Below are 24,742 nucleotides of genomic sequence, written 5' to 3'. Positions count from 1 at the left end.
TTACGCCTTTACTATGTATACATAAACTCGCCTTTTTCGCACAATCGCCCCACCTAGCCTGCGATCTGCGAGCGGGCTGTATACCAAGCCTGCAACGACACCATCCACCCACGGAGAGAGACAACCATGTATCCCAAGAACGCCTGGTACGTAGCCTGCACGCCCGACGAGATCGCGGACAAGCCCCTGGGCCGCACCATCTGCGGCGAGAAGATCGTGTTCTACCGCCCCGCGCCCGACCAGGTCGCCGCGCTGGACGACTTCTGCCCCCACCGGGGCGCCCCGCTGTCGCTGGGCACAGTGTGCGAAGGCCACCTGCAATGCGGCTACCACGGCCTGCGGGTGGAATGCACGGGCAAGTCGGTGTCCATGCCCGGCCAGCGCGTGCAGGGGTTCCCCAAGGCGCGCAGCTTTCCGGTGGTGGAGCGCTATGGCTTCATCTGGGTGTGGCCCGGCGACGCCGACAAGGCCGACCCCGCCACCATCCACCACCTGCCCTGGGCCAACAACCCTGAATGGGCTTACGGCGGCGGGCTGTACCACATCGCCTGCGACTACCGCCTGATGATCGACAACCTGATGGACCTGACGCACGAGACCTATGTGCACTCCACCAGCATCGGCCAGAAGGAAATCGACGAGGTGCCCTGCAAGACCCGCGTGGAGGGCGACGAGGTGATCACCAGCCGCTTCATGGAAGGCATTGAAGCCCCCCCGTTCTGGAAGATGGCGCTGCGCATGAACGGCCTGCCCGACGACCAGCTGGTGGACCGCTGGCAGATCTGCCACTTCACGCCCCCCAGCCATGTGCTGATCGAGGTGGGCGTGGCCCTGGCCGGCAACGGCGGCTACAACGCCCCGGCCGACAAGAAGGCATCGAGCATCGTGGTGGACTTCATCACGCCCGAGACCGAAACGTCGATCCACTACTTCTGGGGCATGGCCCGCAACTTCAAGCCGCAAGACCCGTCGCTCACCACCCAGATCCGCGACGGCCAGGGCAAGATCTTTGCGGAGGACCAGCAGATGCTGGAGCTGCAGCAGGAGAACCTGCTGCGTTACCCCGACCGCAAGCTGCTCATGCTCAACATCGATGCGGGTGGCGTGCAGTCGCGCAAGATTCTGGACCGCCTGCTGGCGGCAGAACACGCGCCTGCCACAGCACAGGCGGTGGCCGCATGACCGCGCAGGAGACCCTGCAGGTCCGCGTCGTCAAGAAGCAGGCCGAAGCCGAGGGCATCGCCAGCTATGAGCTGGCGCGGCTGGACGGCGCCGCACTGCCGCCGTTCAGCGCGGGCTCGCACATCGATGTGCACCTGCCGGGCGGGCTGACTCGGCAGTACTCGCTGTGCAATGCCTCGCACGAGTCGCACCGCTACCGCATCGCCGTGTTGCGTGACCCGGCATCGCGCGGCGGCTCGATCGCCATGCACGACAGCGTGCACGAGGGCGACGTGATCACCATCAGCACGCCGCGCAACCACTTTGCGCTGCACCCTGCACAGCGCACGCTGCTGCTGGCGGGCGGCATTGGTGTGACGCCACTGCTGTGCATGGCCGACCGGCTGGCGCGCACGGGTGCTGACTTTGCGCTGCACTACTGCACCCGCTCTGCCGAACGCACGGCGTTTGCGGCCGAAATTGCCGCATCGGCCATTGCGCCCCACGCCCACTTTCACTTCGATGCAGGCGCCCCCGAGCAGAAGCTGGACACCGCCGCCGTGCTGGCGGCCCCCGGCCCTGACAAGCGGCTGTACGTGTGTGGCCCGGCAGGCTTCATCGACCATGTGGTGACCACCGCCAAGGCCCTGGGCTGGGCGCAGGACCATATCCACCTGGAATACTTTGGCGCCCCGGCGCAGGACACCTCGGGCGACCAGGGGTTTGAGGTGCGCATTGCCAGCACGGGCAAGGTCTACCCCATTGCGCCCGATGTGTCGGTGGTGGAAGCGCTGCGCAAGGAGGGCATCGACATCCTGACCTCGTGCGAACAAGGCGTGTGTGGCACCTGCCTCACGCGCGTGCTGGAAGGCGAGGTGGACCACCGCGACATGTACCTGACCGACGAAGAAAAGGCGGCCAACGAGCAGTTCATGCCCTGCTGCTCCCGCGCGCGCAGCAAGCTGCTGGTGCTCGACCTGTAGGCGACCCCAACAAAAAGGCGCTGCAACCTTCGGGCTGCAGCGCCTTTTTCATTACTCCTGAATTGATAGCTACCAGCACATGAAAATCATGCGCTAGAAGCCCATTTCACTTCGAATTCACTTCAATCCCGTTCGTCGGCGGCCACACGGATGGTGTCGCGGCCATTGCGGTCCTTCACACGGCCCAGGTCAGTGTCGAGGGCGCGGGCCAGCTTGTCGGCCGCGCCGATGAAGGCGTTGGCCATCTTGTCGGCCTCATCAGTCACGGTGATGGGTTGGCGGCCCGTGACACGCGCTTCAATGCGGCAGCGCTTGTCATTGGCACCGGACTTGCCCGCATCCAGATCGGTGAGGAACACCTCCAGCCGCGTCACATGGTCCTGAAAGCGGGACAGCCGGCTCTTGCACTCGTCCGTGATCCAGCGCGCCAGCGAATCGCCGCCGTGGATGTGGTCGTCGGTGTTGACTTGTACTTGCATGGAGAGGGTCCTTCCTGATGAAGTTGCGAAGCCCCCATCATGGCACCTGCATCCATACCCCCGGTGAATACATGTCAAAGGATGTAGAGAGCCTGGTGACGATGTCGCGGGGGATGGTCCACAGGCTCTTACAGTTTGTCGAGCGCCACGGCGGCCTGCCAGGGCGCATCGGCAGGCAACCCCCGCGCTTCATTCACACGCGCCAGCAGGCGGGTAGCGGCCGGGTCTCCGGGCAGCCGTTCCAGCACCATTTCCAGCTGCACCTCGGCGCCGGCCCAGTCACGCGCATGGAAGGCGTTCAACGCGGCCAGGCTGGCATCACGCACCGCCGCATCCTCGCACGGCGTGAATACGCGCACGGGCTCGGTCTTGCCCTTGACGATCACATCGTCCAGCGCGCGCAACGCCGCTGTCGGCGGCAGCTGCGCTGCGGTGGCGGCCGACAGCAGGATGCCGGTGCCAAACGCCTTGTTGGCGCCCTCCAGCCGCGCGGCCAGGTTCACCGCGTCGCCAATGGCCGTGTATGAAAAGCGCTGGTCCGAGCCCACATTGCCCACCACCACACGCCCCGTGTGCAGCCCGATCCGCATGTGGATGGGCGGCAGGCCGCGCGCGCGCAGGTCGGCCACCAGCGCCCGCATGGCCTGCTGCATGGCGATGGCGGCGGCCACGGCGTGTTCGGCATGCCGCGGGTCGTCCAGCGGCGCACCCCAGAAGGCCATCACCGCGTCGCCAATGAACTTGTCCACGGTGCCGCCCGTGGCGTGCACGATCGGCGTCATGGCGTTGAAGTAGCCGGTGAGCACCTCCACCGTCTGCTCGGCACTGAGCTGCTCGGACAGCGTGGTGAAGTTGGCCAGGTCGGTGAACATGAGCGTGACCTCGCGTGCCTCGCCACCCAGGCGCATCAGCTCGGGCTGCGCAATGAGGCGCGAGACCACGGCGGGCGGCACGTACTGCGCAAACATCGCCCGCGTCTGGCGCGCGCGCTGGCGCACCACGGCATAGCCCACCAGCGCAGCCGCCCCATAAATGGCGACTGCCGCCGCCGCAGGCAACAGCGGCGGCCACCACAGGCGCGGGCCGGCAAACAGCCCCCACGACACGGCTCCCACGGCCACCACCAGCGTCGCCGTCAGCGCCGCCGCGCCCGCCGGGTGCAGCCGCCGGCTCGCCCCCAACAGCACCGGCAGCAGCAGCACGGTGATCACCAGGGTCCATGCGTCCGACACGCTGCGCAGCCCACCGCCGGTGAGGTAGTTGTCCAGCAGCGTGGCCTGCAGCTCCACCCCCGGAAAAAGCCGCTCACCGCCCGCCGTGCCAAACGGCGAGTTGAACAGGTCGGCCTGCGAGTGCGCCAGCTCGGTGGCGGTGCGCGCCGAGCGCCCCACCAGCACGATCTTGCCCTTGAAGAAACCTGCAGGCAGCAGCCCCGGCTCCAGCGCCTGGTAGTACGAGCGCGTGTCAAACGTGCCGCGCGGGCCCCGGTAGCCGATCCAGTCGAAATGGTGCAGCGCCGGGGTCTGGCCGCGCGCCTCTGTCACGCGCTGGGCCAGCCGCAGCGCAAAGCCTTCGCGCGCGACGGGGGCGCGGCGCACCACGAAGTCGTCGTCCGGCTCGACCCCGGCATCGCCCGCATCGGCGCCAGCGTCCAGAAACCGCTGCAGCGGCTGGATGTCCATCCACAGCGCGGCATTGGCGCTGTCGATCTTCTCGCGGGTGGAGGCCAGCACCACGGGCAAGCCCTGCCCCACCTGGGCCATCGTGCGGTCCAGAGCGGCGTCTTCAGCCTCGGTGGTGGGGTCGGCAAAAACAATGTCCAGCCCCACGGCCAGGGCACCGTCTGCGCGCAGCCGCTCCAGCAGTGCCGCATGCACGCTGCGCGGAAATGGCCAGGTCTGTTGCAGCTCCTGAAACGTCGGCTCGTCGATCGCAAGAATCACCACCGGCACCGTCGTGCGGTGGGGGGCCGCCAGCGCCGTCAGCACGTCAAAGGTCTTGAACTCCAGCGCATGCCAGGTGCGACTGAGCGTGGCCGCCCCCACCAGCAGCAGCGCCAGCACCCCCGCCGCGAGCGAGAGCCACCGCTGGCGCTGTCGGGCGTGCGGCATCGCCGCCCCATCAGAAGCGATAGCGCGCATCCAGGACATAGCGGGTCTTTTGCCGGTCGGACTTGGGCGCCCACAGGTTCATGGCCGCAACGCCCACCACCCAGCGTTTGTCCTGCGTTTCCCAGAAGCCCATCAGGTCCACGCCCCAGCCCGGCGCACGGCGCGTGAGGTTCTCCTTGTCCTCAAACCGCTCCGAGCGGTACACCGCGCGCGCGCTCAGGTACAGGCGCTGCGCGCTGGCCCAGGTGGCACCCAGCGCCACGGTATGGCGCGGAATGTAGGGAATGCGCCCCACCACCTCGGCACCACCATCGAGCATGCGGCTTTCGCTGTGCTGGTACAGGTACTTGGCGTAGCCCGACCAGCGGCGGCTGAACATGTGGTTGACCGTGCCACCCAAGGTCTGCAGCGTGCCGCGCTCAAAACTCGGCGTGTCCTCCAACAGATCACTGGTGGACAGGTTGACCAGCTGCGCGTTGCGCATCTCTTCGAGGAACGGCAGGCTGGGCGTGCGCAGGTCCACACCAATCGTGCCGGGGTTGTTCACCCGCAGGTGGTCGGCCCGCAGGCCCACAAAGGTGTTGGCACCCACCTCCATGCCCAGCTGTGCCACTGTGCGTTTGTGGCGCCCTCCAGCCTCCACCAGGCGGTCCTCGACAGGGATGCCTGCGGTCTCCACGCTGGCGAGGGTGGAGACGCTGAGAGGCCGCAGCCAGTCCTGATAGGCCACGCGCAGCGTGGTGCCCGCAGCAGGCTGCCACACCGCGCCCAGGCGCGGCGTGACCACGCGCTCGGTGTCCGCGCGGCGGGCCTGGTCTTCGCTCAGGGCATCCAGCCCCACCAGATAGCTCTGCGTGAGGCCGTCCACGCGGTGGCGGATTTGCTGCAGCCCCAGGGCTGCGTCCAGGCTCAGCGCCGGGTCCAGGCGTTGCGTGGTGGCCAGGGTGAGGCCGGTGTAACGACGGTCAATGCGGTTGTAGCCTGCCAGGACGAGGTAGTCGCGGTACAGGCCCACGTTTGGAATGTCAGCCACCACGGCGGCCTCGCCCGCCAGCAGGTTGTTCTGGCGCTCGCGCACATGCTCCAGCGTCACGCTCCAGCGGCTGCCGGGGGTGGTGTCCACGGTGTGGCGCAGCTGAATGTCGCTGAAGTCCTTGCGCGGGGCACTGCTCACGCCCATGACGGTCAGGAACGGTGGCTCGATGTAGGCCGTGGGGTAGCGCAGCAATTGCAGGTTGTCCACGCTGCGGCCCAGCTTGATCCAGGTTTGCTCCGTCGGCCCCCACCGGTAGGCCATGCCCAGAGCGCCCTGGGTGACGGTGTCGTCCAGCGAAGTCTCCTGCGCGTTCTGGCCGCGCAGGCGCATGCTGAACTGATTGGCGTAGGCAAACAGGTTGATGCGCTCGGTGGGCTGCATGCCCACCCCAGCGGTGATGGCATGGGCACGCAGGTCTCCCTCGCCCGCACGCATGGCAGGAAGGCGGTTGACCTGCAGGTCGAACGGATAGGCACTCACATCCGCCGTCTGCGCCTTGAAGAACCACGACACCGGCACATGGCTGTTGTCCAGGCCATTGAGCGTGACCGCTGGCGCACGCATCCGGTAGAACTCGCGGTCCAGCGTCACGCCTACCGATCCGTGGCTGCCGGGCTGCTGCAGCAGCGGCGAATAACGCTGGCTGCCCCCAAACGCCATGGGGTCGGTCAGAAAGCCCTGGAACAGCGCCGAGTTCTTGTTGAATTCGCCCGCATAGCGGTCTGCCATGAACAGGTGGCTGCCGCCCCAGTAGGGGTAGAAGCTCTGCTGCGCCATCTCCAGCGCCCAGTCTTCCATGCCAAAGAACGCCAGCGATGACCCCAGGTTCGCACTGCCCTTCTGGTCGTTGGCCACCTGGTTGAGCGACTTGAGATATGGCATGCGCCCCACGGCGGCGCGCGCAGCCTCCACCGCTTCGCCGGGCTGGAACAGATCGGTGTGGATCTGCGCCAGCAGCATGTAGGGCACAGGGTCCTTGTCGTCCAGTACGGTCGCCTGCTGCAAGGTGGTCAGCGCATCCTGATGGCGGCCCAGCTGGTAGTAGGCCACGGCAGTCCAGGTCTTGGCGCGGGCATAGCGCGGCTCCATCACGCCCGCCCGCAAGAACGCATCCAGCGCGGCATCCGGCTGCCCTTGCTTGAGGTGCAGCAGCCCCTGGCCGGTGAGCGCGACGTAGTCTGCCGGGTTGTCACCCAGCGCGGTGGCAAACGCCTGACCCGCTTCGGTGAACTGGTTCACAAAGGTTTCCAGCGTGCCCAGCTCGCCCCAGGCACCGGGCGATTGCGGCGACAGCTGCAACGCGCGACGCAGGTTCTCGCGGGCGGGGCGCGGGTCTTCGCGCTCGGCATGCGCACTGCCCAGGCCTTGCCAGGCGCGTGCATCGCCTGGCGCCAAAGTCTGGGCCTCGGCATAGGCGGCCAGCGTGCCAGGCGCATCGCCCCGGCGCCGGGCCAGCTCGGCGCGCACCAGCGCCAGGTCGGCGTGGGCCGTGCCTTGCGCGGGGGCCAGGGTGGCAGCCGCTTCGTCCACCCGGTCGCTCAGGATCTGCACGCGCGCCAGTTGCGCCACCAGCGCCGGGTGGGCGGGCCAGCGCTGGAGCGCCGTGCGCAGCGTCCCGGCCGCTGCAGCCCCTTCCCCCTCCATCAGCTGCACGTCGGACTGCATGAGCCACGCGGGCAGCGGCGCGGCGTCCACCGCAGCCACCTGCCGCGTCAGCGACCCGCGTGCGGCCAGCAGGTCGCCCGCCTGCAGGGCCACAGCCGCATCAAACACATCCACCCATACAGGCGCTGCGGTAGTGCGCGCCTGCGCCAGCGCGGCACGGGCCGCCCCGAGGTCGCGTGCCGCCAGGGCATCCCGCACGGGCGCCAGCGCTGCAGGCACGGGCTCGGCCGACAGGTGGGGCACCGGGTCGGCACGCAGCGCGTTGACCCACTGGATGCGGTCTCGCGGCTGGCTCAGCACCAGCTTGACCGGGGCCTTGCCCACTTCGGCCAGCGCCGCTTCGTTGGCGCCCACCGACACCGAGCCCTGCGCGTTGGAAAACTCCACCGTGCCCGACAGCACGGTGATCAGCGTGCGGCCATCGTCCTCCACACTGATGTCCCAATCGGTGCCACGGATCGCAGCCGTCGCGGCCGGTGTCTCCAGGTTCAGGCGGCTGCCGTCGGCACGTTTGGTCTGCGTCCACGCACGGCCAGCGTTGAGCAGCAAGGTGGTCACGGGCTGTGCCGGGGTGGCCACGCCCTTGACCTGCAGCACCGTGTTCTGGTGCAGTCGCAGCTGGGTGTCGTCCGCGAACAGCAGCGCCATCTTGGCGGCCTGGCGCGTGCGCACAAAGTCGCCCTGGGCCAGGGCCTGGGCCAGTCGGGCAGGGCCCCAGTCGGCTGCGGAGGCGGCACGCTGGTCACCTGCGCCTTGCAGGCTGATGATCTCTGCCGCCGCACCGGCGGGCACGGTGGCCTGTGCCACCAGCGGACAGGCGGCAGCTGTCGCGGCCACCAGCGCAGCCAGGGCGGACAAACGGAATTTTGGATGGGACATTTTTTCTGCTTTCGGGGAAGGCGTGCATCGCGCCACCGGGCGCCCCTCCCTGGCACCGGGTGAGCCGAAATTATGGCGATCAGCCCCCCAGATTTCGCCCGCCCCCCGTCGACATGCGGACACATTTCATGAAGAAAGCCACATTTCGTTGCAGGTTGTGGCGCTTTGCGTGCCCCACCAGCCCATGGAGGCGACGCGCCGCTCCGCACGGCCCTTTCCTACAGACGCCACAGGGGGTGCGGTGCTACAACTGCAGGAATCACGCGCACAAGCGCTGCCCGGAGCTTTCCCCCATGCCTGCTGCCCCCCGCCTCAAGATTGGACTGTCCGCCTGCTTTCAACACGCCGACCCTGCACGCCCGCTGTTCACGGGCAAGACGCTGCAATACGTCGAGCAGTCCATCGCCCACTGGCTGATGTCGGCCGGTGCCATGGTGGTGATGGTGCCCTGCCCCACAGGCGAGACCGCGCGTGGTGACGTGACGCTAGACCACTACGCCGAATGGCTCGACGGCATCGTGATGCACGGCGGCGCCGACGTGTGGCCGGGCAACTATGGCGAGGAGCCCTTGCGCGAGGAGTGGGTGGGCGACCGTGTGCGCGACCTGTACGACCTGGCCGTGGTCAAAGCCTTTGCCCAGGTGGGCAAGCCCATCTTTGGCGTGTGCCGGGGCCTGCAGCTCATCAACGTGGCCTTTGGCGGCGCGCTGTACCAAGACATCGAGACCCAGCACCCCGGCGCGCAGCAGCACCGCAACGCCACCACCTACGACCAGCACTTCCACGACATCCAGATCCTGCCGGACTCGCACCTGGCCACGCTGTACCCCAACATGCCACGCGCCCGGGTCAACAGCATCCACCACCAGGGCATCAAGCGGGTGGCGCCGGAATTTGTGGTCGAGGCACTGAGCGAACCCGATGGCGTGCCCGAGGCGATTCGCCTCAAGCCCGCGCCAGGGCGCGGCTACATCGCCGCCACGCAATGGCACCCCGAGTTCCACAAGCAGGGCTCGGACACGCTGGACGACACGGCCATCCTGAATGACTTTCTGGCGGCTTGTGAACAAGCCAAGGCCCACCCGCGACCTGCGGCGCGCCCCGCGCCCTCGCTGCGGGAGCGGGCCGCGCGGCGGCTGCGTCAAGCACTGTCACGGCAGCGCAACTGACGCAGACGCCGGTGCACCCCTGCCCGGCGGCAACACCGCAAACAGCACTTCCTGCAGCTGTGCCCGCAACCAGCGGTGCGCCGCGTCCTGCTGGTAGCGCACATGCCAGATCAGGTACATGGGCAGGCTGGGGCAAGCCACTGGCACCGGCACATGCGCCAGCGCTGCCAAGGCGGTGCGCGCCATCAGCGATGGCGCGGTGGTGAGCAGCGCAGTCCCCCGCACGAACGCGGGCAGGGCCGCAAAGCCCGGCACACGCACCACCATGCGACGGCGCACGCCGCGCGCCTCTAGCAGCTGGTCCAGCTCCAGCCCCCGGCGCGCCTCGTAGGCCACGGTGGCGTGGTCCGCGGCCAGGTACTCGGTCTCTGACAGCGGAGCACTGCGCACGGCGGGGTCGTAGAACACGCGGTATTGATCCTCCAACAAGCGCTTTTGCACGATGTCGGTGCCCTCCGGCGGGCGGGGGCTGATGACAAGCTGGCAGGCGTCCGAGCGCAACAGCTCCGCACTGGGTGCGCCGCTGGGCACGATGCGCAGCGTGACGCCCGGTGCGGCGCTGCGCAGGCGGGCAGCCAGCGCGGGCAGCAGCAAATCGCGCTGGAAGTCGTTGGCGGCGATGGTCAGCTCGGTCTGCCAAGCGCGCGGGTCAAAGTCGGCCCCTTGGGCAAACCGCTGCATCTGGTGCAGCATGTCGCGCGCGGGCTGGGCCAGGGCCTCGGCGCGTGCGGTGGGCACGATGCCGCGCCCGCGCTTCACAAACAACGGGTCGCCGGTGATGGCGCGCAGCTTGTCGAGCAAATGGCTCACCGCCGACTGGGTGACGCCCAGGCGATCGGCCGCCGCCGTGATGCTGCCCGTCTCCAGCACCGCCAGCAGCAGCTTCAGCAGGTGCCCGTCCAGCTGTGATCCATCGAATTTGCTCATGCATTCGATGATCTTGGCCCCCTTCATCTTTGGCAATGCCGTCGCGACACTGCGGGCTGACTTACATCAAGCCCCGGAGACTTCCATGCCTTCCCTCAACCCCCCGATCCCCGGCACCACGCCGTTCGATGGCGACCAGGCCCGCAAGGGCTATGCGCTGAACAAGATGTGCTTCTCGTTCAACAACGAGGCCAACCGCAAGGCCTTTGTGGCCGACGAAGAGGCGTACATGCGCACGTACGGCCTGAACGAACAGCAGGCCGCCGCCATCCGCGCCAAGAACGTGCTGCAGCTCATCGCCGCAGGCGGCAACGCCTACTACCTGGCCAAGTTTGCGGGCATCTTCAAGCTGGACATGCAGGACATCGGCGCGCAGCAGACGGGCATGACCAAAGACGAATTCAAGGCCATGCTCGTGGCCGCAGGCAAATAAGGAGACAAACCCATGGCACAACTCATCGGCGGCCTCGGCACCTCGCACATCCCGGCCATTGGCAACGCCATCCACAAGGGCCTGCAGAACGAGCCTTACTGGAAGCCGTTCTTCGACGGTTTTCCTCCCATCCGCCAATGGCTGGGCGAGAAGAAGCCCGACGTGGTGGTGATGTTCTACAACGACCACGGCCTGAACTTTTTTCTCGACAAGATGCCCACCTTCGCTGTGGGCGCAGCGGCGCAATACAACAATGCCGACGAAGGCTGGGGCATCCCCACGTTGCCGCCGTTCCCGGGCGAGGTGGACCTGTCGTGGCACCTCATCAACACACTCATCGAGCAAGAGTTTGACGTGACCACCTGCCAGGAGATGCTGGTGGACCACGCCTGCACGCTGCCGCTCAAACTCTTCTGGCCCGAGGGCGATTGCCCCGTGACGGTGGTGCCAGTGTGTATCAACACCGTGCAGTTCCCGCTGCCCTCGGCCAAGCGCTGCTACGCCCTGGGCAAGGCCGTGGGCCAGGCCATCCAGAGCTGGGACAGCAACAAGAAGGTGGCGGTGATCGCCTCGGGCGGCCTCAGCCACCAGCTCGACGGCGAGCGCGCGGGCTTCATCAACAAGGCGTTTGACCTGCAGTTCATCGAAAGCCTGACCACCAACCCCGAGTGGGCCACGCAGTTCAGCGTGCACGAGCTGGTGGAAAAGACCGGCACCCAGGGCGTGGAACTGCTGATGTGGCTGGCCATGCGCGGGGCGCTGTCCACCGCCAGCGCGGGGGTGCGGCGGGTGCACAGCAACTATCACATCCCCATTTCGAACACGGCCACGGCGGTGATGGCCCTCGAAACGGTGTAGTCCAGCAATTTTTAGATGATTTTGGCTGCAAGCGCATGATTTTCATGCGTTTGCAGCTATCAAATCAGGAGCACATTGCCGCTATCGCTTGACCCCAGGCTGGCGTCAGACAATCAAAATACTGTAAATTCATCCAGTGAATTTACAGTCCAAACTCGCCATCCTGGCCGACGCCGCCAAGTACGACGCCTCGTGTGCATCGAGCGGTGCTGCGCCGCGCGACTCGGTGGGCGGGCGCGGCATGGGGTCCACCGAGGGCATGGGCATCTGCCACAGCTATGCGCCGGACGGGCGCTGCATCTCGCTGCTCAAGATTCTGCTCACCAACTTCTGCCAGTACGACTGCCTGTACTGCGTGAACCGTGTCACCAGCAACGTGTCCCGCGCGCGCTTCACGGTCGATGAGGTGGTGCGGCTCACGCTGGACTTCTACCGCCGCAATTGCATCGAGGGGCTGTTCCTGTCCAGCGGCATCATCCAGAGCCCCGACTACACCATGGAGCAGGTGGTGGAGGTGGCCCGCGTGCTGCGCGAGGAGCACGACTTTCGCGGCTACATCCACCTCAAGACCATTCCCGACGCATCGCCCGAGCTGATGCAGCGCGCTGGCCGCTATGCCGACCGCCTGTCCATCAACATCGAGCTGCCCACAGCCGAGGGCCTGAAGGCGCTGGCCCCTGAGAAAAACAGCGCCGCCATCGACCGGTCCATGGCCCGCATGGCGGTGCACATTGGCGAATCCCGCGCCGCGCGCAAGGAGCAGGCTGCACAGCCCATCGTGTCCATGCCGCAGTCGCGCACCACACGCCGTGCCGGCGTGCCGCACTTCGCGCCCGGCGGGCAGAGCACGCAGATGATCGTGGGGGCCGATGCCACCAGCGACCGCATCATCCTCGCCACCAGCGCGCGGCTGTATGGCGCGCACCAGCTCCGGCGCGTGTACTACTCAGCCTTCAGCCCCGTCCCCGACGCCGCCCACGCCCTGCCGCTGGCAGCGCCGCCCACAGTGCGCGAGCACCGGCTGTACCAGGCCGACTGGCTGATGCGCTTTTATGGCTTCACCCACGACGAGATCGTGCCGACATCTCAGCAGGGCATGCTGGCGCTGGACATGGACCCCAAGCTGGCCTGGGCGCTGGCGCACCGCGAGCGCTTTCCGGTCAACCTCAACACTGCCCCGCGCGAACTGCTGCTGCGCGTGCCCGGGTTTGGTGTGCAGACGGTGGACCGCCTGCTGGCCGCGCGCCGCGTGCGCCGCCTGCGGCATGCGGACCTGGCGCGGCTGCATGTGCCGCTCAAGAAAGTGCTACCGTTTGTAGAGGCGGCCGACTACTGCCCCGGCCGTGCGCTGGACGCTGCCGACCTCGCCGCGCAGTTGACGCCGCCGCCGGTGCAGCGCAGCCTGTTCTGAGCTGGAGCGGCACGGATGCAGCGCCACACCATCACGCTGGACCACGCCACCGACTGGCCCGGTTTTCGCCAAGCGGCACGCGCCCTGGTGCAAGCCAACGTGCCTCCGCAGGCTGTGGACTGGCGCTGCCTGGCGGATGCCGCTGAAGACCTGTTCGCGCCCGAGCCTGCTGCCAGCGACACCTGGCCCAGCGCAGCCCCCGATGCGCCGCCGCTGCGCGTACCGCCCGACTTTGTGCACCTGTGCGAGCAGCTCATCCTGCACCGCGACCCGGGCCGCTTTGCGCTGATGTACCGCCTGCTGTGGCGCATGGCGCAGGGCGGCCATGAAGCCGACGCCGCGCGGCACGACCCGCTGGACGCCGACCGCATGTTGGCCCACCACATGGTACGCAGCGTGCGGCGGGACATCCACAAGATGCACGCCTTTGTGCGCTTCCGGCCCGTGGTGGAACCCGACGGCCAGACCCTGCACATGGCCTGGTTCGAGCCCGACCACTACATCACCGTGGCCAACGCGGGCTTCTTCATCCGCCGCTTCACGCAGATGCGCTGGGCCATCCTCACGCCCGACGCCAGCGTGCGCTGGGACGGCCAGCAGCTGCACACCGGCCCCGGCGCGCAGCGCAGCGACGCGCCGCCGCCCGATGCGGGCGAGGCGCTGTGGCTCACCTACTACCGCCACATCTTCAACCCCGCGCGGCTCAAGCTGGCCATGATGAAGAAGGAGATGCCCACGCACTACTGGCACAACCTGCCCGAGGCCGCGCTCATCACTGAGCTGGCGCAGACAGCACACGAGCGCAGCGCCAAGATGGTGGAGGCCGAGGCCACCGTGCCGCGCAGGCGCATCGCGGGGACAACGGCACCCCGTGCGCGGCCCGCTGGTGGTGCCCCACTCAGTCCAGCGCTGCCTCGCGCATCACCCGGAACTGAGGGGCCGACACCGGCGGTGTCCAGCGCCACGGCAGCACCTGCGGCCGCCACAGGGCGCGCAGCACCGTGAGCCGCAGCACACGCTGTGCACCGGGCCAGGGCGCACGCGCTGCGCGGTCCCACAGCACCTCGGCCTGCGCGGCAATGTGCAGCAAGCCGCCCTCTTCATAGTCCACCACCAGCAAGCCTGCCAGCGGGTGCAGAGCGAGGTTGCCCAGGGTGTTGAAGAACTGGTTGCCAGGGTAGTCCGGCAGGCTCAGCACCACGCCGGCCTCCGTGTTCGCCACCTGCACAAAGCCTGCCTCGCCGCCCCGGTGCGATACATCCACGCCTTCGCTGTGCTCGGCACCAGGGCGTGGCGCCGAGGCACTGGCGATGAACAGGGTGTCGGCACGCTGCACGCGCTCGATGGCGGCGGCGTCCAGTCCGGCGCCCAGCCACTGCACCGGGCCCGGAGCGGCCAGCGCAGCGCGCAGGCCTGGCTGCCGCGCCTGGATGTATTTGGGGCAGTTGCCAAAGCTCTGCACCACCTGCACGTCCAGGCCGTTATCGCCAAACGCTGCCACCCGCCCGTTCATGCGGTTGCGCCGCCGCGTGTGCGGCTCCAGCCCCAGCACGCCCACGGCCGCGCCTGGCGCCAGGTGTGTGAGCACCGGGTCCTTGGAATCCGGCGCAGTCGCGATCTGCATGTGCTGCGCATCGGGGGTGTGCACAAACCCGGGAGGTCCGGCAAGCATCGTGGCCCACGGCTGGCCCTGTTCATCCAGCGTCCCCAGCAGCAAGGTGGGCAGCTTTTCAAACAGCTCACGGTGCTGGTCGGGCATGTGATCACGCAGCACCATCGCACCCACGGCCGCCATGCGCTCGCGCACACCCACGCGCGCCTGCAGGGCCTGCTCACCGCGGTGGAAAGCCTCGGGCGGCACCGGCGCCGCAACCGATGCAGCGGCCACGGTGGCTGTCATGCCGCCACCTGCTCGGCAGTGGGCAGCTGGTCGGCCAGCACCGGGTAGCCCGGCAAGGCCTGCATGCGCGCCACCCAGGCCGCAATGCGCGGGTAGGCATCCAGCGGCAGCCCCGCCAGGTGGGCCTGCGAGGTGTAGCTGACCATGGCCACATCGGCCAGGCTGGGCGCTGAACCCCCGAGCAACCAGGCCCGCCCCTGCAGTTCGTCCTCCATGAAGGCGAGCAGGCGCTTGCCGGTGGCCTGCGCCACCTCGTTCACGGCACGGCCCGTCAACGCCGCAAAGCGCGGCCCTCCGATGCCCGGCGCCAGAAAGCCCGCCGCCAGGCTGAACCAGCGCTGCAACTGAGCCTGCCCCACGGCGTCTTGTGGCAGCCAGGCACTGCCGGGGGCGTAGCGCTGCACCAGATAAACCAGGATGCCATTGCTGTCACTCAGCACCTGGCCCGCGTCCACCAGCACGGGCACCTGGCCCAGCGGGTTGAGCGCCAGAAACTCCGCGCGCTGGTGTTCGCCGCGCAGCAGATTCACATCAATCAGTTCATAGGGCAAGCCGAGCAGGGACAGCATCAGCTCCACGCGATGGCAATGGCCCGAGATGGGCATGCGGTACAGCTGGAGCGGGGTGGAGGGGAACATGGTGAAGCCTCGTCGGTGGGTGAGTGAAAAGATGGCTCGACGATATCTATTGCAAGCGGCGATGTGAATAGCCAATCACCGCTTTTCATAATTGCGGCATCCGCAATAATGGGTCACATGGACTACCTCGACACCTTGCGCTGTTTTGTGACCGTGGCCGATGCGGGCGGCTTTGCCGTGGCAGGCCGGCGGCTGGGCTGCTCGGCCACGGCTGTCACGCGCGCCATTGCGGCGCTGGAGGCGCGGCTGGGTGTGCTGCTGTTCCAGCGCAGTACACGTTTGGTGCGGCTGACCGAGGCGGGCGAGCGCTTTTTGCAAGACTGCCGCCCCATCCTGAACGACCTGCACGAGGCCGAGCAGGCCGCCAGCGGTGCACAGGCCGAGGCCCAGGGGCTGCTGTCCATCACGGCACCGCAGATGTTCGGCATCCAGCATGTGGCCCCCATCGTGCAGGGCTTTTTGCAGGCCCAGCCGCGCGTGCAGGTGCGCACTCTGTTCGTCAACCGCCTGGTGCATTTGCTCGAAGAAGGCATGGACGTGGCCATCCGCATCGCGCACCTGCCTGACTCCGGCCTCACTGCCGTGCAAGTGGGTGCGCTGCGCCGCCTGGTGGTGGCGTCTCCCGCCTACCTGGCGCAACACGGCAAGCCACGCCACCCGGCCGACCTGAGCAGCCACCGGGCCATCGGCTTCGCCTTTGATGCACGCACGCCAGCGCCCTGGAAGTTTCGCGATGGCGCCACCGGCCAGCCGCAATTCACCTGGATCAGCAACAGCAACGAGGTGGACATTGCCGCCGCAGAGGCAGGCATCGGCCTGACCCGCTGCCTTGCCTACCAGGCCGCAGCCGGCCTGCGCGCAGGGCGCTTGCGCATCGTGCTGGCCGACCACGAACTGCCCCCCGTGCCCGTGCACATCGTGTACCCCGCAGGCCGGCGGGCCCCGGCGAAAGTGCGCGCCTTTGTCGAATGGGCACGCGAGCGCTTGACCAAGGAGCCGGTGCTGAACGGGCGCGGTCTGGGCCGCGGTAACGCCTTGTTGCCAATGACTTCGTAACCTGTCATCGCAACGCCTCCGAGCGCCGTTGCATAGCTAAGTCCGACGCTGTGTCGGGCGGTCATCCGATCTGAAAGGATTTCTCATGAACAAGCTCCTCGCTGCCCTGCTCGCCGGTTTCTTTGTGACCGCATCGTTTGCCCAAGCCCCTGCGGCCCCCGCAACGCCAGCAACCCCCGCGAAGGCCGCGGCGCCTGCGACCCCTGCCACATCGGCCATGCCTGCCACCCCAGCGACTCCGGCCACGCCCGCCACACCAGCGGCCAAAGCCGAAGCCAAGCCCGCAGTAACGCCAACCGCCACAGCGTCTGCCCCTGCAGAAAAGAAGGCAGAGAAGAAGGCGAAGGCCAAGAAGACCAAGGCAGCAGCAGAGAAAAAGGCCGACGCTGCCAAGCCTGAAGCAGCCAAGTAAGTTCCCAGTCGACCACTACACAAAGCCCGCTCTGCGGGCTTTGAGTTTTTCTATCTCAGGGTTCCATGCTGTCGCTGTAGCACCCGCAGAAATGCGAGGACAAGAAATGCGATCGCAAGATCCAGCGCGCTTCATTTCATGCACCGTGGGCACTCACCGCGGGACAGGCTCCGGCAAGCGCAGTGAGGCTGCGGCTGCATTCAGGATTTCGTTCGACAGCTCTTCATCGTCCACCGCGCGCGCCAACACCATGGCGCCTACCAGATTCGCATAGTCGGCCAGCGCACGCTGGCGCTTCGCAGCCTTGGTACGGCCAGGCACCAAGGTGGCCAGTCCTTCCAGTTGGGCGCGCACGCCCTCGGTCACGGCATGACGCACGGCCGGCCCCTGCCGGGCTGCATCACCGCCCAGTGCGGCCAGCAGACAACCCTGACCGGGTGCATCTCGGTGGCGGGGCGAAAGATAAGCCGCCTCGATAGCTGCCAAAGGGTCCTGCCCCTTATCCACAGCGTCACGCGCAATGGCTGCCCAGGCAGTCTGCAGCCGGTGCAAGGCCCTTGCGCTGGCCTGCGCCATCAGCTCGTCCTTGGACGCAAAGTGCCCATAGAACCCGCCATGCGTGAGCCCCGCGCTCTTCATGAGGTCGGCCACACCAATGCCGTCGAAACCCTTTTCGCGAAACAACTGCGCGGCCGCATCAAGGATGCGCTCACGGTTCTCCGCCATCTGTTCCTTGCTGACTTTCATTGTGTATCTCCCTGGGCAACATGCACTGAAACTTGGTCTTGACATTTTATATGATGATCATCATATAATTTAAACGTGACGATCATCATCTAAAAAAGCTTTCAGGAAACTGCCATGACCACCACAGCAAACCATTCTTCGCGCCCATCTCTGGGCACAGCCCTCATCACAGGCGCTTCGTCCGGCATTGGTGCCGTGTACGCAGACCGGCTGGCGCGCCGTGGTTACGATTTGATCCTGGTAGCGCGTGACGCCGCACGCCTGGCTGCACTCGCCCACCGTCTGGCGCAGGAGACCGGGGTGAAGACTGAGGTGCTGCAGGCGGACCTGATGGACCGCAGCGACCTGATCCGTGTGGAGCAGCGTCTGCACAGCGACGCCAGCATCACGCTGCTGCTCAACAACGCGGGAATTGCGGTGACAGGGACATTGCTGGACGCCGATATCGATGCCGTGGAACGCATGGTGGCGCTGAACGTGCTGGCACCCACCCGGCTCGCTGCGGCCGCAGCCAAGGGCTTTGCGACGCGGAGGGCAGGCACGCTGATCAACATTGCCTCCGTTCTGGCACTGCTGCCGGAGATGTTCAGCGGCACGTACAGCGGTACCAAGGCTTACCTGCTGAACCTCACCCGGTCCCTGCAGCAGGAGCTGGGGCCGATAGGCGTCCGCGTGCAGGCTGTGATGCCGGGTGCAACACGCACCGAGATCTGGGACCGCGCGGGTACACCCATCAGCCACCTGCCGCAAGACATGCTGATGGACGTGGACGCCATGGTGGATGCCGCGCTGGCCGGTCTGGATCAGGGCGAAGCGGTGACCATCCCCTCGCTGGAAGCGGTGCACGAGTGGAACGCGCTGGAAGACGCGCGCCGGGCGCTCGGGCCTTTCCTGTCGCTGCGTCAGCCTGCCCAACGCTACGCGGTCACCACCAGCGCCTGAGCCTTCCTGCACCACAACCGAGGTCTGACCATGCAAGCACTGATTTCTGCCTATGCCCGCTCCCCGTTCCACTTCGCCCGCAAGGGAGCGTTGGCCGATGTGCGGCCCGACACTCTGGCCGCGCAGGTGGTCACGGGCCTGCTACAGCGTACCGGCATCGACCCTGCAACCCTTGAAGACGTGATTGCCGGCTGCGCCTACCCGGAGGCGGCACAGGGCAACAACATCGCGCGTATCGTGTCGCTGCTGGCGGGCCTGCCACACGAAGTGGGTGGCATGACGGTGAACCGCTTTTGCGGATCGTCCATGTCCGCCATCCATATCGCCGCCGCACAGATTGAGGCAGGCCTGGGCGAGGCCTTTCTGTGCATTGGCGTCGAGTCCATGACCATGGTTCCGCAGGGGGGCTTCAACTTCTCGGCCCACCCCACGTTGTACGAGCACAGCGATGCGTACATCGGCATGGGAGAGACGGCCGAGAATGTTGCCCACCGATACGGGGTGAGCCGCGCTGATCAGGAAGCACTGGCCGTCTCGTCGCACCACAAGGCTGCGGCGGCGCGTGAGGCGGGGCTGCTGAAAGACGAAATCGTGCCCATTACCCTGGCGTCGGGCGACTGGGTCACTCAGGACGGCTGCATCCGCCCCGGCACCACACTGGAAGCACTGGCGGCGCTGCGGCCCGCATTCCGCGCAGATGGTGTGGTGACCGCAGGCACCTCGTCGCCGCTGACCGATGGTGCAGTGGCTGTCTTGGTGACCACCCACGCATATGCAGCGCGGCACGGCCTGGCCCCGCTAGCCCGCATCCGCGCAATGGCCACTGCGGGCGTAGATCCCGCGTACATGGGCATGGGCCCCGTACCCGCCACACGCAAGGCACTGGCCCGCGCGAAGCTGTCGGTCAGTGATCTGGATGTCGTGGAGATCAATGAAGCGTTTGGATCGCAAGCCCTGGCGTGCATCCGCGAACTGGGCCTGCGCGAAGACACCGTCAATCTGGATGGGGGTGGGTTGTCCATCGGCCACCCGCTGGGCGCCACCGGTGCGCGCATCACGGGCAAGGCCGCTGCGCTGCTGCAGCGCGAGAAGGGCCGCTATGCGCTGGCCACACAGTGCATTGGTGGCGGCCAGGGCATTGCGACGGTGCTGGAGGCCCTATAACCAGCAGAGGCAAATCAGAGGCCCGCGCAGCGGCCTCTGGAATGACTATCAGTGGTGGTGGCCATGCGCACCATGCACATGGCGGTGCGCAACTTCTTCGGGGCTGGCAGCGCGCACTTCAGTGACCTTGCAACTGAAGGTCAACGCCTGGCCTGCCAGCGGGTGGTTGCCGTCCAGATGCACTTCAGGGCCCTTGATCTTGACCACGTTGAACACGGCGGGCTGACCGTCGTTGCCCACGCCTTGCAGCTGGCCGCCGACCTTCACGCCGGGCGGGAACTCGCTTTTGGGAATGGTGCGCACCAGGCTTTCATCGCGCGCGCCGAAGGCGTCTTCCACCGCCAGCTGCAGTGTGGTGCTGAAGCCCACGGCCTTGCCATCGAGTGCGGCCTCGACCTTGGGGAAGATGTTTTCGTAGCCACCGTGCAGGTACGACAGGTGCCCCGCATCCAGCGGCTTGCCCTGGGGGGTGGTGACCTTGTAGGTGATGGTGACGGCGGAGTCTTTGGTGATAGTGGTGGCCATGGTGGTGCTTGCGCTTTCAGGCGGTGAAGAATCGGCGCGGGGCTGGCAGGGGTATGCCACCAGCCGCCGCGCGGGTCAGAACGAAACCCCGGATTGTCCACGAGGCGCCGGACGGCTGCCGCAGGGCCTCGTGGAAGCTTGGCAGGGCCTGTTGAACAACCCTATGCGCCCGCCGGGGCCTCAGCCGGGCGCTCTTCCTTCGTCTGGCCGGGGTAGCGCGCAAAACGCCGCGCTTCGGTGCCGTGCACCGGGTCCTGGTCGGGCCAGGGCCAGCCGCCGAACTGGGTACGGCGGTAGTCGTTCATGGCCTGCATGATCTCGGCCTGTGTGTTCATCACAAACGGGCCGTACTGCGCCACGGGCTCGGCGATGGGCTGGCCTTGCAGCAGCAGGCATTCCAGCGGCGTGGCGCCGGTGTTGGTCAGCAGCCAGTCCTGGCCGGCCACCAGCTCCAGCGCAGCGTGCTGGCCCACGTCCTGCGGGCCCACGCGCAGGCTGTCGCCCACAAAGAAGTACAGCATGCGGCGCGTGCCCTGGCCGCGCGCGGCAGGCAGCGTCCACTGCGCGCCGGGGTCCATGCGCAGCGTCCAGATCGCCACATCGCCCTCGGGCTGCGAAGCCCAGGACTCGGGTGGCGGCGCCAGCGGCGCGGGCGCGCCGGGCAGGGCGCCCGCCACCACCGTCACCGTGGTGGCACGGCCTGCGTCGTCGTGGTGGACCAGGCGCGGAATGCGCTCGTTCCACAGCATGGTGAAGTGCGGCTCCACCATCTTGTTCTTCGCGGGCAGGTTCAGCCAGATCTGGAACAGCTCCAGCGGGTTCGGCTCGGTGGCGTTGAGCAGCGGGAACATCTCCGAATGCACGATGCCCTTGCCCGCCGTGACCCACTGCACATCACCCCCGCCAAAACGCGCGGCGGCGCCCAGCGAGTCGGAATGGTCGATGAGGCCCTTGCGCACGAGGGTCACGGTTTCAAAGCCCCGGTGCGGGTGGCCCGGAAAGCCGGGCACCGTGTCGCCGTGGTACATGCTCCAGCCGTCCTTGCGGCTGAAGTCGCTGCCGATCTGGCGGCCCTCCAGCGACACGGCGGGCGCAAACGCGCCATTGCCTGCGGGGTAGGCGTCGTCATGGTGGGCACAGAACAGGAACGGGTCCATCGTGGGCCACAGCGGACCCAGCGCCTGGGCCTGCACGACGGGCAGGCTGGCGGCAGACGAAGACACGGTGGGGGAGGACGACATCAAGGACTCCTTGGGTTTGCGCCACCGGCTATCGGGCAGCACGCCTGCCAAAGATAAGGCCAGCGGCCGCTTTCAGAAGTGCGCTGGGTGGAACAGTGCGGTGCGGCATACAGGACAGTGCCGCACAGCGTGCGCACACAGCTTCGCCACCATTTCAAGCCAAAATGACTGCATGCGCTAGTGGAATATGCCTGAACAGCTATCAATTGAATAGCACCCCATCTCCTCACACGGCACCCGCGTGGGAAGGCGCGGCGGCGGACGGAGGCGGTGCCGGGCGCAACACGAAACCACCCAGCACTGCGGCCACCAGCGAGCACAAGGCCGACACCCAGAACGCTAGCTGGTAGCCCGCATTGAGCGCCTGCTGCACGCTGGCCCCGGCCTGGCGCAGGTGGTCGGTGCGCGCATCGGCCAGGCTGGCCAGGATGGCGAGGCCCAGGGCGCCGCCCATCATGAAGGCCGTGTTCACCACCCCCGAGGCCAGCCCCGAGTCTTCGGGCTTCACATCGCCCATGGCGGCCAGCAGCAGCGGGTTGAGCGCAATGCCGGCGCCCACGCCCAGCAGCAGCATGCCGGGCAGCACGTGGATCACAAAGCGCCCCTCGGTGGGCGCCAGCGCAAACAGGGCCAGACCCACCGCCGCCAGCAGCAGCCCCCAGCCCAGCGTGCGGCGGATGCCAAAACGCATCACCACCCAGGCCGACAGCCCCAGCGAGCAGCCCGCCATGATGAGGTTGGACGGCAGGAACGCCAGGCCCACCTGCATGGCGTCGTAGCCCAGCACCAGCTGCATGTACAGCGCCGACAGAAAGAACCACGCAAACATCGACGCCGCCCACAGCACGCCCACCACGTTGGAGATGGCCAAATTGCGCAGCCGCAACAGCGGCAGGGGCACCAGCGGCGCAGCCACATGCGACTCGATGAACAAAAACGCCGCCAGCAGTGCCGCCGCAGCCCCCAGCAGCCCCAGCGACTGCAGCGAGGTCCACCCGGCCGCGTTGCCGTTGACGATGGCGTACACCGCGAGCATCAGCGACGCGGTGATGGTGAGGGCGCCCGCCACGTCCAGCCGCTGCCCGTGGGCCTGGCCCTTGCCGCCCGGCAGCAGCGCCAGACAGGCCAGGTAGATGGCCACGCCCACGGGAATGTTGACCAGAAAGATCCAGTGCCAGCTCAATGCGCTGGTGAGCACCCCGCCCAACAGCACCCCAATGCTGCCGCCCCCGGCACATACAAAGCCGTAGACACCCATGGCGCGCGCACGCTCGCCGGGCTCGGTGAACAGATTCATGATGAGCGACAACGCCACGGCCGACACCACCGCGCCGCCCACGCCCTGCACCGCGCGCGCCGCCACCAGCAGCCCCTGCGTATTGGCCAGCCCGCAGGCCAGCGATGCGATGGTGAACAGCGTGATGCCCGCCAGGAACAGCCGCCGGTGGCCGTACAGATCGCCCAGCCGCCCACCCAGCAGCAGGCAGCCGCCAAAGGTAAGCATGTAGGCGTTGACCACCCACACCAGCGAGGTTTCGGTAAAGCCCAGGTCGGCCTTGATGCTGGGCAGCGCGACATTCACGATGGTGGTGTCGAGCACGATCATCAGCTCGCCCAGGCACAGCAGGATGAGTGCGGGCCAGCGTGCGCGGCCTTCGATGCGGAGGGTCATGGGACGGTGGAAATCAAAAGAGATTGGCAGCGCAGTGTGTCACGCGCGTTGCACTTGCGACTGGCGGAGGGCCAGGCCAGTGCGCCCGTGGAGCTGGCTTGGCCAGTCCACCGGGTGCGTTCCCCTCCAGGGGGAAGCCGCGCAGCGGCTCAGGAGGTTCTCGTGTACTTGGCTTGCATGAACTGCTTCCAGCCGCCGTCCGGCTGCTGGCCGAATGAGGTGAGCGTGCGCTCGTTGGCGCTGATGACGGTGATCACGTCCCGGTAGCGCATGGTGGCGCCGTCGGCCTTGAAGCTGGGGCCTTCGGTCTCCAGCGTCAGCAACTTCTGGTCGGCATCCAGCGTGCCGCGGTACACCCACATATGCGTCATCATCGAGCCCACCCAGGTGCCGACAAACGCCTGCTGATCCGGGTCGTAGCCCAGCGTCATCAGCATGCGGGCCTCGCCGCCCCCGCCGGGCATGGAGCCCGCCCCTTCGCAGAGCACCCACAGGCTGCCCAGCGCGCGCACTTGCTCGGTGCCCCGGCTTTGCGCGGGGGGTTCGCCCGGGCCCATGTCGGCCAGGGACTCGCAGGTCCAGTCGCCCAGCAGCTGCTGCAGCCAGCGGTGCATGGCGTGGGGTTCGGGGTTCATCATGGGGGGTCTCCTGGTGCCGTGTTGCGGGCGCTGCTCAGTCGCGGTCGGGCGCTCCGAGCGGAAAGTAGTGGCGGTAGGGGCGCCCGCCCTCCACCGCGCGTGCAAACGAGGGGCGTGCCAGCAGCCGGGCACGGTAGGCGCGCAGCTGCGGGTAGGTGGCTGCGATGGGGTGCGTCCAGTCGGCATAGAACAGCGACGGCGCCGCAGCGCAGTCGGCCAGCGAGAACGACTCGCCCGCCGCCCAGGTGCGCCCTGCCCACATGCCCTCCAGCCAGGCGTAGGCTTTCTCCAGCTTCTCCGCAGCCCAGGCCACGCCTTCTGCCTTGCGCTCGGCGTTGCCGGTCAGCGCGGCATTCACCGCGTGCTGCACCGGGGCCATCACGTGCAGGTCAAAGAAGCGGTCCATGAACCGCACGTCCAGTGCCGCCCGGGGGTCGGCGGGAATCAGCGGCACAGGCCCCGGGTGCGCGAGCTGCAGGTGCTCGATCACGATGCTGCTTTCCACCACCGTGTGGTCACCGTCCACCAGCACCGGAAACTTCGCCAGCGGCCAGTGGCGCAACCAGTCGGCGGAATGGCTGACGGGCTCTGCGGGGTCAAGATTGAGCAGTTCGAACGGTGTCCCGTTCTCGTACAGTGCGATCAGCACCTTCTGGGTGTAGGACGAAAAAGGGTGGCCATAGAGAGCGAGCATG

Annotated in this window: 23 protein-coding genes; 11 read left to right on the top strand and 12 right to left on the bottom strand. The window is 67.3% G+C overall.

Features of this window, described 5'->3' with window-relative positions:
- The first annotated feature begins 126 nt into the window (after positions 1-126).
- Both CLU87_RS22200 and CLU87_RS22195 read left to right on the top strand, forming a co-directional pair.
- Positions 127-1,182, top strand: a complete 1,056-nt coding sequence (locus tag CLU87_RS22200; RefSeq protein ID WP_056742972.1) for an aromatic ring-hydroxylating dioxygenase subunit alpha — start codon at positions 127-129, stop codon at positions 1,180-1,182.
- A complete protein-coding gene (locus CLU87_RS22195) occupies positions 1,179-2,144 on the top strand; it encodes a PDR/VanB family oxidoreductase (protein WP_099731842.1) in 966 nt (321 codons plus the stop codon). Before CLU87_RS22200 ends, CLU87_RS22195 begins: the two co-directional genes overlap by 4 nt.
- Before the next feature lie 122 nt (positions 2,145-2,266).
- Here the strand turns inward: CLU87_RS22195 and CLU87_RS22190 are convergent, their stop codons facing one another.
- The 3 genes from CLU87_RS22190 to CLU87_RS22180 all read right to left on the bottom strand — a co-directional run bounded on the left by CLU87_RS22190 (position 2,267) and on the right by CLU87_RS22180 (position 8,314).
- Positions 2,267-2,623 (bottom strand): HPF/RaiA family ribosome-associated protein, encoded by a 357-nt coding sequence (locus tag CLU87_RS22190; protein WP_056742968.1) that lies wholly within the window; start codon positions 2,621-2,623, stop codon positions 2,267-2,269.
- A gap of 128 nt (positions 2,624-2,751) precedes the next feature.
- Positions 2,752-4,773: a CHASE2 domain-containing protein gene (locus CLU87_RS22185; RefSeq protein WP_099731841.1), complete on the bottom strand. Its 2,022-nt coding sequence runs from the start codon at positions 4,771-4,773 to the stop codon at positions 2,752-2,754.
- Complete coding sequence (locus tag CLU87_RS22180; protein WP_099731840.1) at positions 4,745-8,314, bottom strand: TonB-dependent receptor domain-containing protein; 3,570 nt, start codon at positions 8,312-8,314, stop codon at positions 4,745-4,747. The genes CLU87_RS22185 and CLU87_RS22180 overlap by 29 nt, the downstream gene beginning before the upstream one ends.
- 293 nt (positions 8,315-8,607) lie before the next feature.
- Between CLU87_RS22180 and CLU87_RS22175 the strand changes: the two genes are divergently transcribed.
- Positions 8,608-9,483, top strand: a complete 876-nt coding sequence (locus CLU87_RS22175) for a gamma-glutamyl-gamma-aminobutyrate hydrolase family protein (RefSeq protein ID WP_099731839.1) — start codon at positions 8,608-8,610, stop codon at positions 9,481-9,483.
- Here the strand turns inward: CLU87_RS22175 and CLU87_RS22170 are convergent.
- On the bottom strand, positions 9,466-10,419 hold the full coding sequence (locus tag CLU87_RS22170; RefSeq protein WP_099732314.1) for a LysR family transcriptional regulator: 954 nt from the start codon (positions 10,417-10,419) through the stop codon (positions 9,466-9,468). The genes CLU87_RS22175 and CLU87_RS22170 overlap by 18 nt on opposite strands.
- Positions 10,420-10,495: 76 nt before the next feature.
- On the opposite strand from CLU87_RS22170, the gene CLU87_RS22165 reads away from it, so the two are divergent.
- The 4 genes from CLU87_RS22165 (at position 10,496) to CLU87_RS22150 (ending at position 14,117) form a co-directional block, all read left to right on the top strand.
- Entirely contained in the window at positions 10,496-10,843 is a 348-nt protein-coding gene (locus CLU87_RS22165) for a protocatechuate 4,5-dioxygenase subunit alpha (protein ID WP_099731838.1), read from the top strand.
- A gap of 12 nt (positions 10,844-10,855) precedes the next feature.
- Complete coding sequence (locus tag CLU87_RS22160; RefSeq protein ID WP_099731837.1) at positions 10,856-11,701, top strand: class III extradiol dioxygenase family protein; 846 nt, start codon at positions 10,856-10,858, stop codon at positions 11,699-11,701.
- Between the two features lie 136 nt (positions 11,702-11,837).
- Positions 11,838-13,112 carry a putative DNA modification/repair radical SAM protein gene (locus CLU87_RS22155; protein ID WP_099731836.1) on the top strand — a complete coding sequence of 425 codons (1,275 nt, stop codon included), beginning with the start codon at positions 11,838-11,840 and terminating at the stop codon, positions 13,110-13,112.
- 15 nt (positions 13,113-13,127) lie between these two features.
- Positions 13,128-14,117, top strand: coding sequence for a TIGR03915 family putative DNA repair protein (locus tag CLU87_RS22150; RefSeq protein WP_233193839.1), 990 nt, complete (start codon positions 13,128-13,130; stop codon positions 14,115-14,117).
- Here the strand turns inward: CLU87_RS22150 and CLU87_RS22145 are convergent.
- Positions 14,011-15,012: a pyridoxamine 5'-phosphate oxidase family protein gene (locus tag CLU87_RS22145; protein WP_099731835.1), complete on the bottom strand. Its 1,002-nt coding sequence runs from the start codon at positions 15,010-15,012 to the stop codon at positions 14,011-14,013. The two genes, CLU87_RS22150 and CLU87_RS22145, sit on opposite strands and share 107 nt — an antisense overlap.
- Positions 15,009-15,650 (bottom strand): glutathione S-transferase family protein, encoded by a 642-nt coding sequence (locus CLU87_RS22140; protein ID WP_099731834.1) that lies wholly within the window; start codon positions 15,648-15,650, stop codon positions 15,009-15,011. The genes CLU87_RS22145 and CLU87_RS22140 overlap by 4 nt, the downstream gene beginning before the upstream one ends.
- A 117-nt stretch (positions 15,651-15,767) precedes the next feature.
- Between CLU87_RS22140 and CLU87_RS22135 the strand changes: the two genes are divergently transcribed.
- A complete protein-coding gene (locus tag CLU87_RS22135) occupies positions 15,768-16,706 on the top strand; it encodes a LysR family transcriptional regulator (protein ID WP_099732313.1) in 939 nt (312 codons plus the stop codon).
- 85 nt (positions 16,707-16,791) lie between these two features.
- A complete protein-coding gene (locus CLU87_RS22130) occupies positions 16,792-17,118 on the top strand; it encodes a hypothetical protein (RefSeq protein ID WP_099731833.1) in 327 nt (108 codons plus the stop codon).
- 153 nt (positions 17,119-17,271) lie between these two features.
- On the opposite strand, the gene CLU87_RS22125 is transcribed toward CLU87_RS22130, so the two are convergent.
- Positions 17,272-17,865 carry a TetR/AcrR family transcriptional regulator gene (locus CLU87_RS22125; RefSeq protein ID WP_099731832.1) on the bottom strand — a complete coding sequence of 198 codons (594 nt, stop codon included), beginning with the start codon at positions 17,863-17,865 and terminating at the stop codon, positions 17,272-17,274.
- Positions 17,866-17,979: 114 nt separating this feature from the next.
- Between CLU87_RS22125 and CLU87_RS22120 the strand changes: the two genes are divergently transcribed.
- On the top strand, positions 17,980-18,807 hold the full coding sequence (locus tag CLU87_RS22120; protein WP_099731831.1) for an SDR family oxidoreductase: 828 nt from the start codon (positions 17,980-17,982) through the stop codon (positions 18,805-18,807).
- Between the two features lie 30 nt (positions 18,808-18,837).
- The gene (locus CLU87_RS22115; RefSeq protein ID WP_099731830.1) at positions 18,838-19,971 is read left to right on the top strand and encodes a thiolase family protein; all 1,134 of its coding nucleotides are present in this window, start codon (positions 18,838-18,840) and stop codon (positions 19,969-19,971) included.
- Positions 19,972-20,019: 48 nt separating this feature from the next.
- Here the strand turns inward: CLU87_RS22115 and CLU87_RS22110 are convergent, their stop codons facing one another.
- The 5 genes from CLU87_RS22110 to CLU87_RS22090 all read right to left on the bottom strand — a co-directional run bounded on the left by CLU87_RS22110 (position 20,020) and on the right by CLU87_RS22090 (position 24,741).
- Positions 20,020-20,496 carry a peptidylprolyl isomerase gene (locus CLU87_RS22110; RefSeq protein ID WP_099731829.1) on the bottom strand — a complete coding sequence of 159 codons (477 nt, stop codon included), beginning with the start codon at positions 20,494-20,496 and terminating at the stop codon, positions 20,020-20,022.
- 161 nt (positions 20,497-20,657) lie between these two features.
- Positions 20,658-21,737 (bottom strand): pirin family protein, encoded by a 1,080-nt coding sequence (locus tag CLU87_RS22105; RefSeq protein ID WP_099732312.1) that lies wholly within the window; start codon positions 21,735-21,737, stop codon positions 20,658-20,660.
- Between the two features lie 226 nt (positions 21,738-21,963).
- Entirely contained in the window at positions 21,964-23,409 is a 1,446-nt protein-coding gene (locus CLU87_RS22100; RefSeq protein ID WP_099731828.1) for an MFS transporter, read from the bottom strand.
- A 149-nt stretch (positions 23,410-23,558) separates the two neighbouring features.
- Positions 23,559-24,047 (bottom strand): DUF1579 domain-containing protein, encoded by a 489-nt coding sequence (locus CLU87_RS22095; protein WP_099731827.1) that lies wholly within the window; start codon positions 24,045-24,047, stop codon positions 23,559-23,561.
- Between the two features lie 34 nt (positions 24,048-24,081).
- Positions 24,082-24,741, bottom strand: a complete 660-nt coding sequence (locus CLU87_RS22090) for a glutathione S-transferase family protein (RefSeq protein ID WP_099731826.1) — start codon at positions 24,739-24,741, stop codon at positions 24,082-24,084.
- Between the last annotated feature and the right edge of the window lies 1 nt (position 24,742).

Source organism: Acidovorax sp. 59, from assembly GCF_002754175.1.
Lineage (GTDB): Bacteria > Pseudomonadota > Gammaproteobacteria > Burkholderiales > Burkholderiaceae_C > Acidovorax > Acidovorax delafieldii.
Note: the sequence above shows the minus strand (reverse complement) of the source record. Positions and strands in the feature narration are given on the sequence as shown.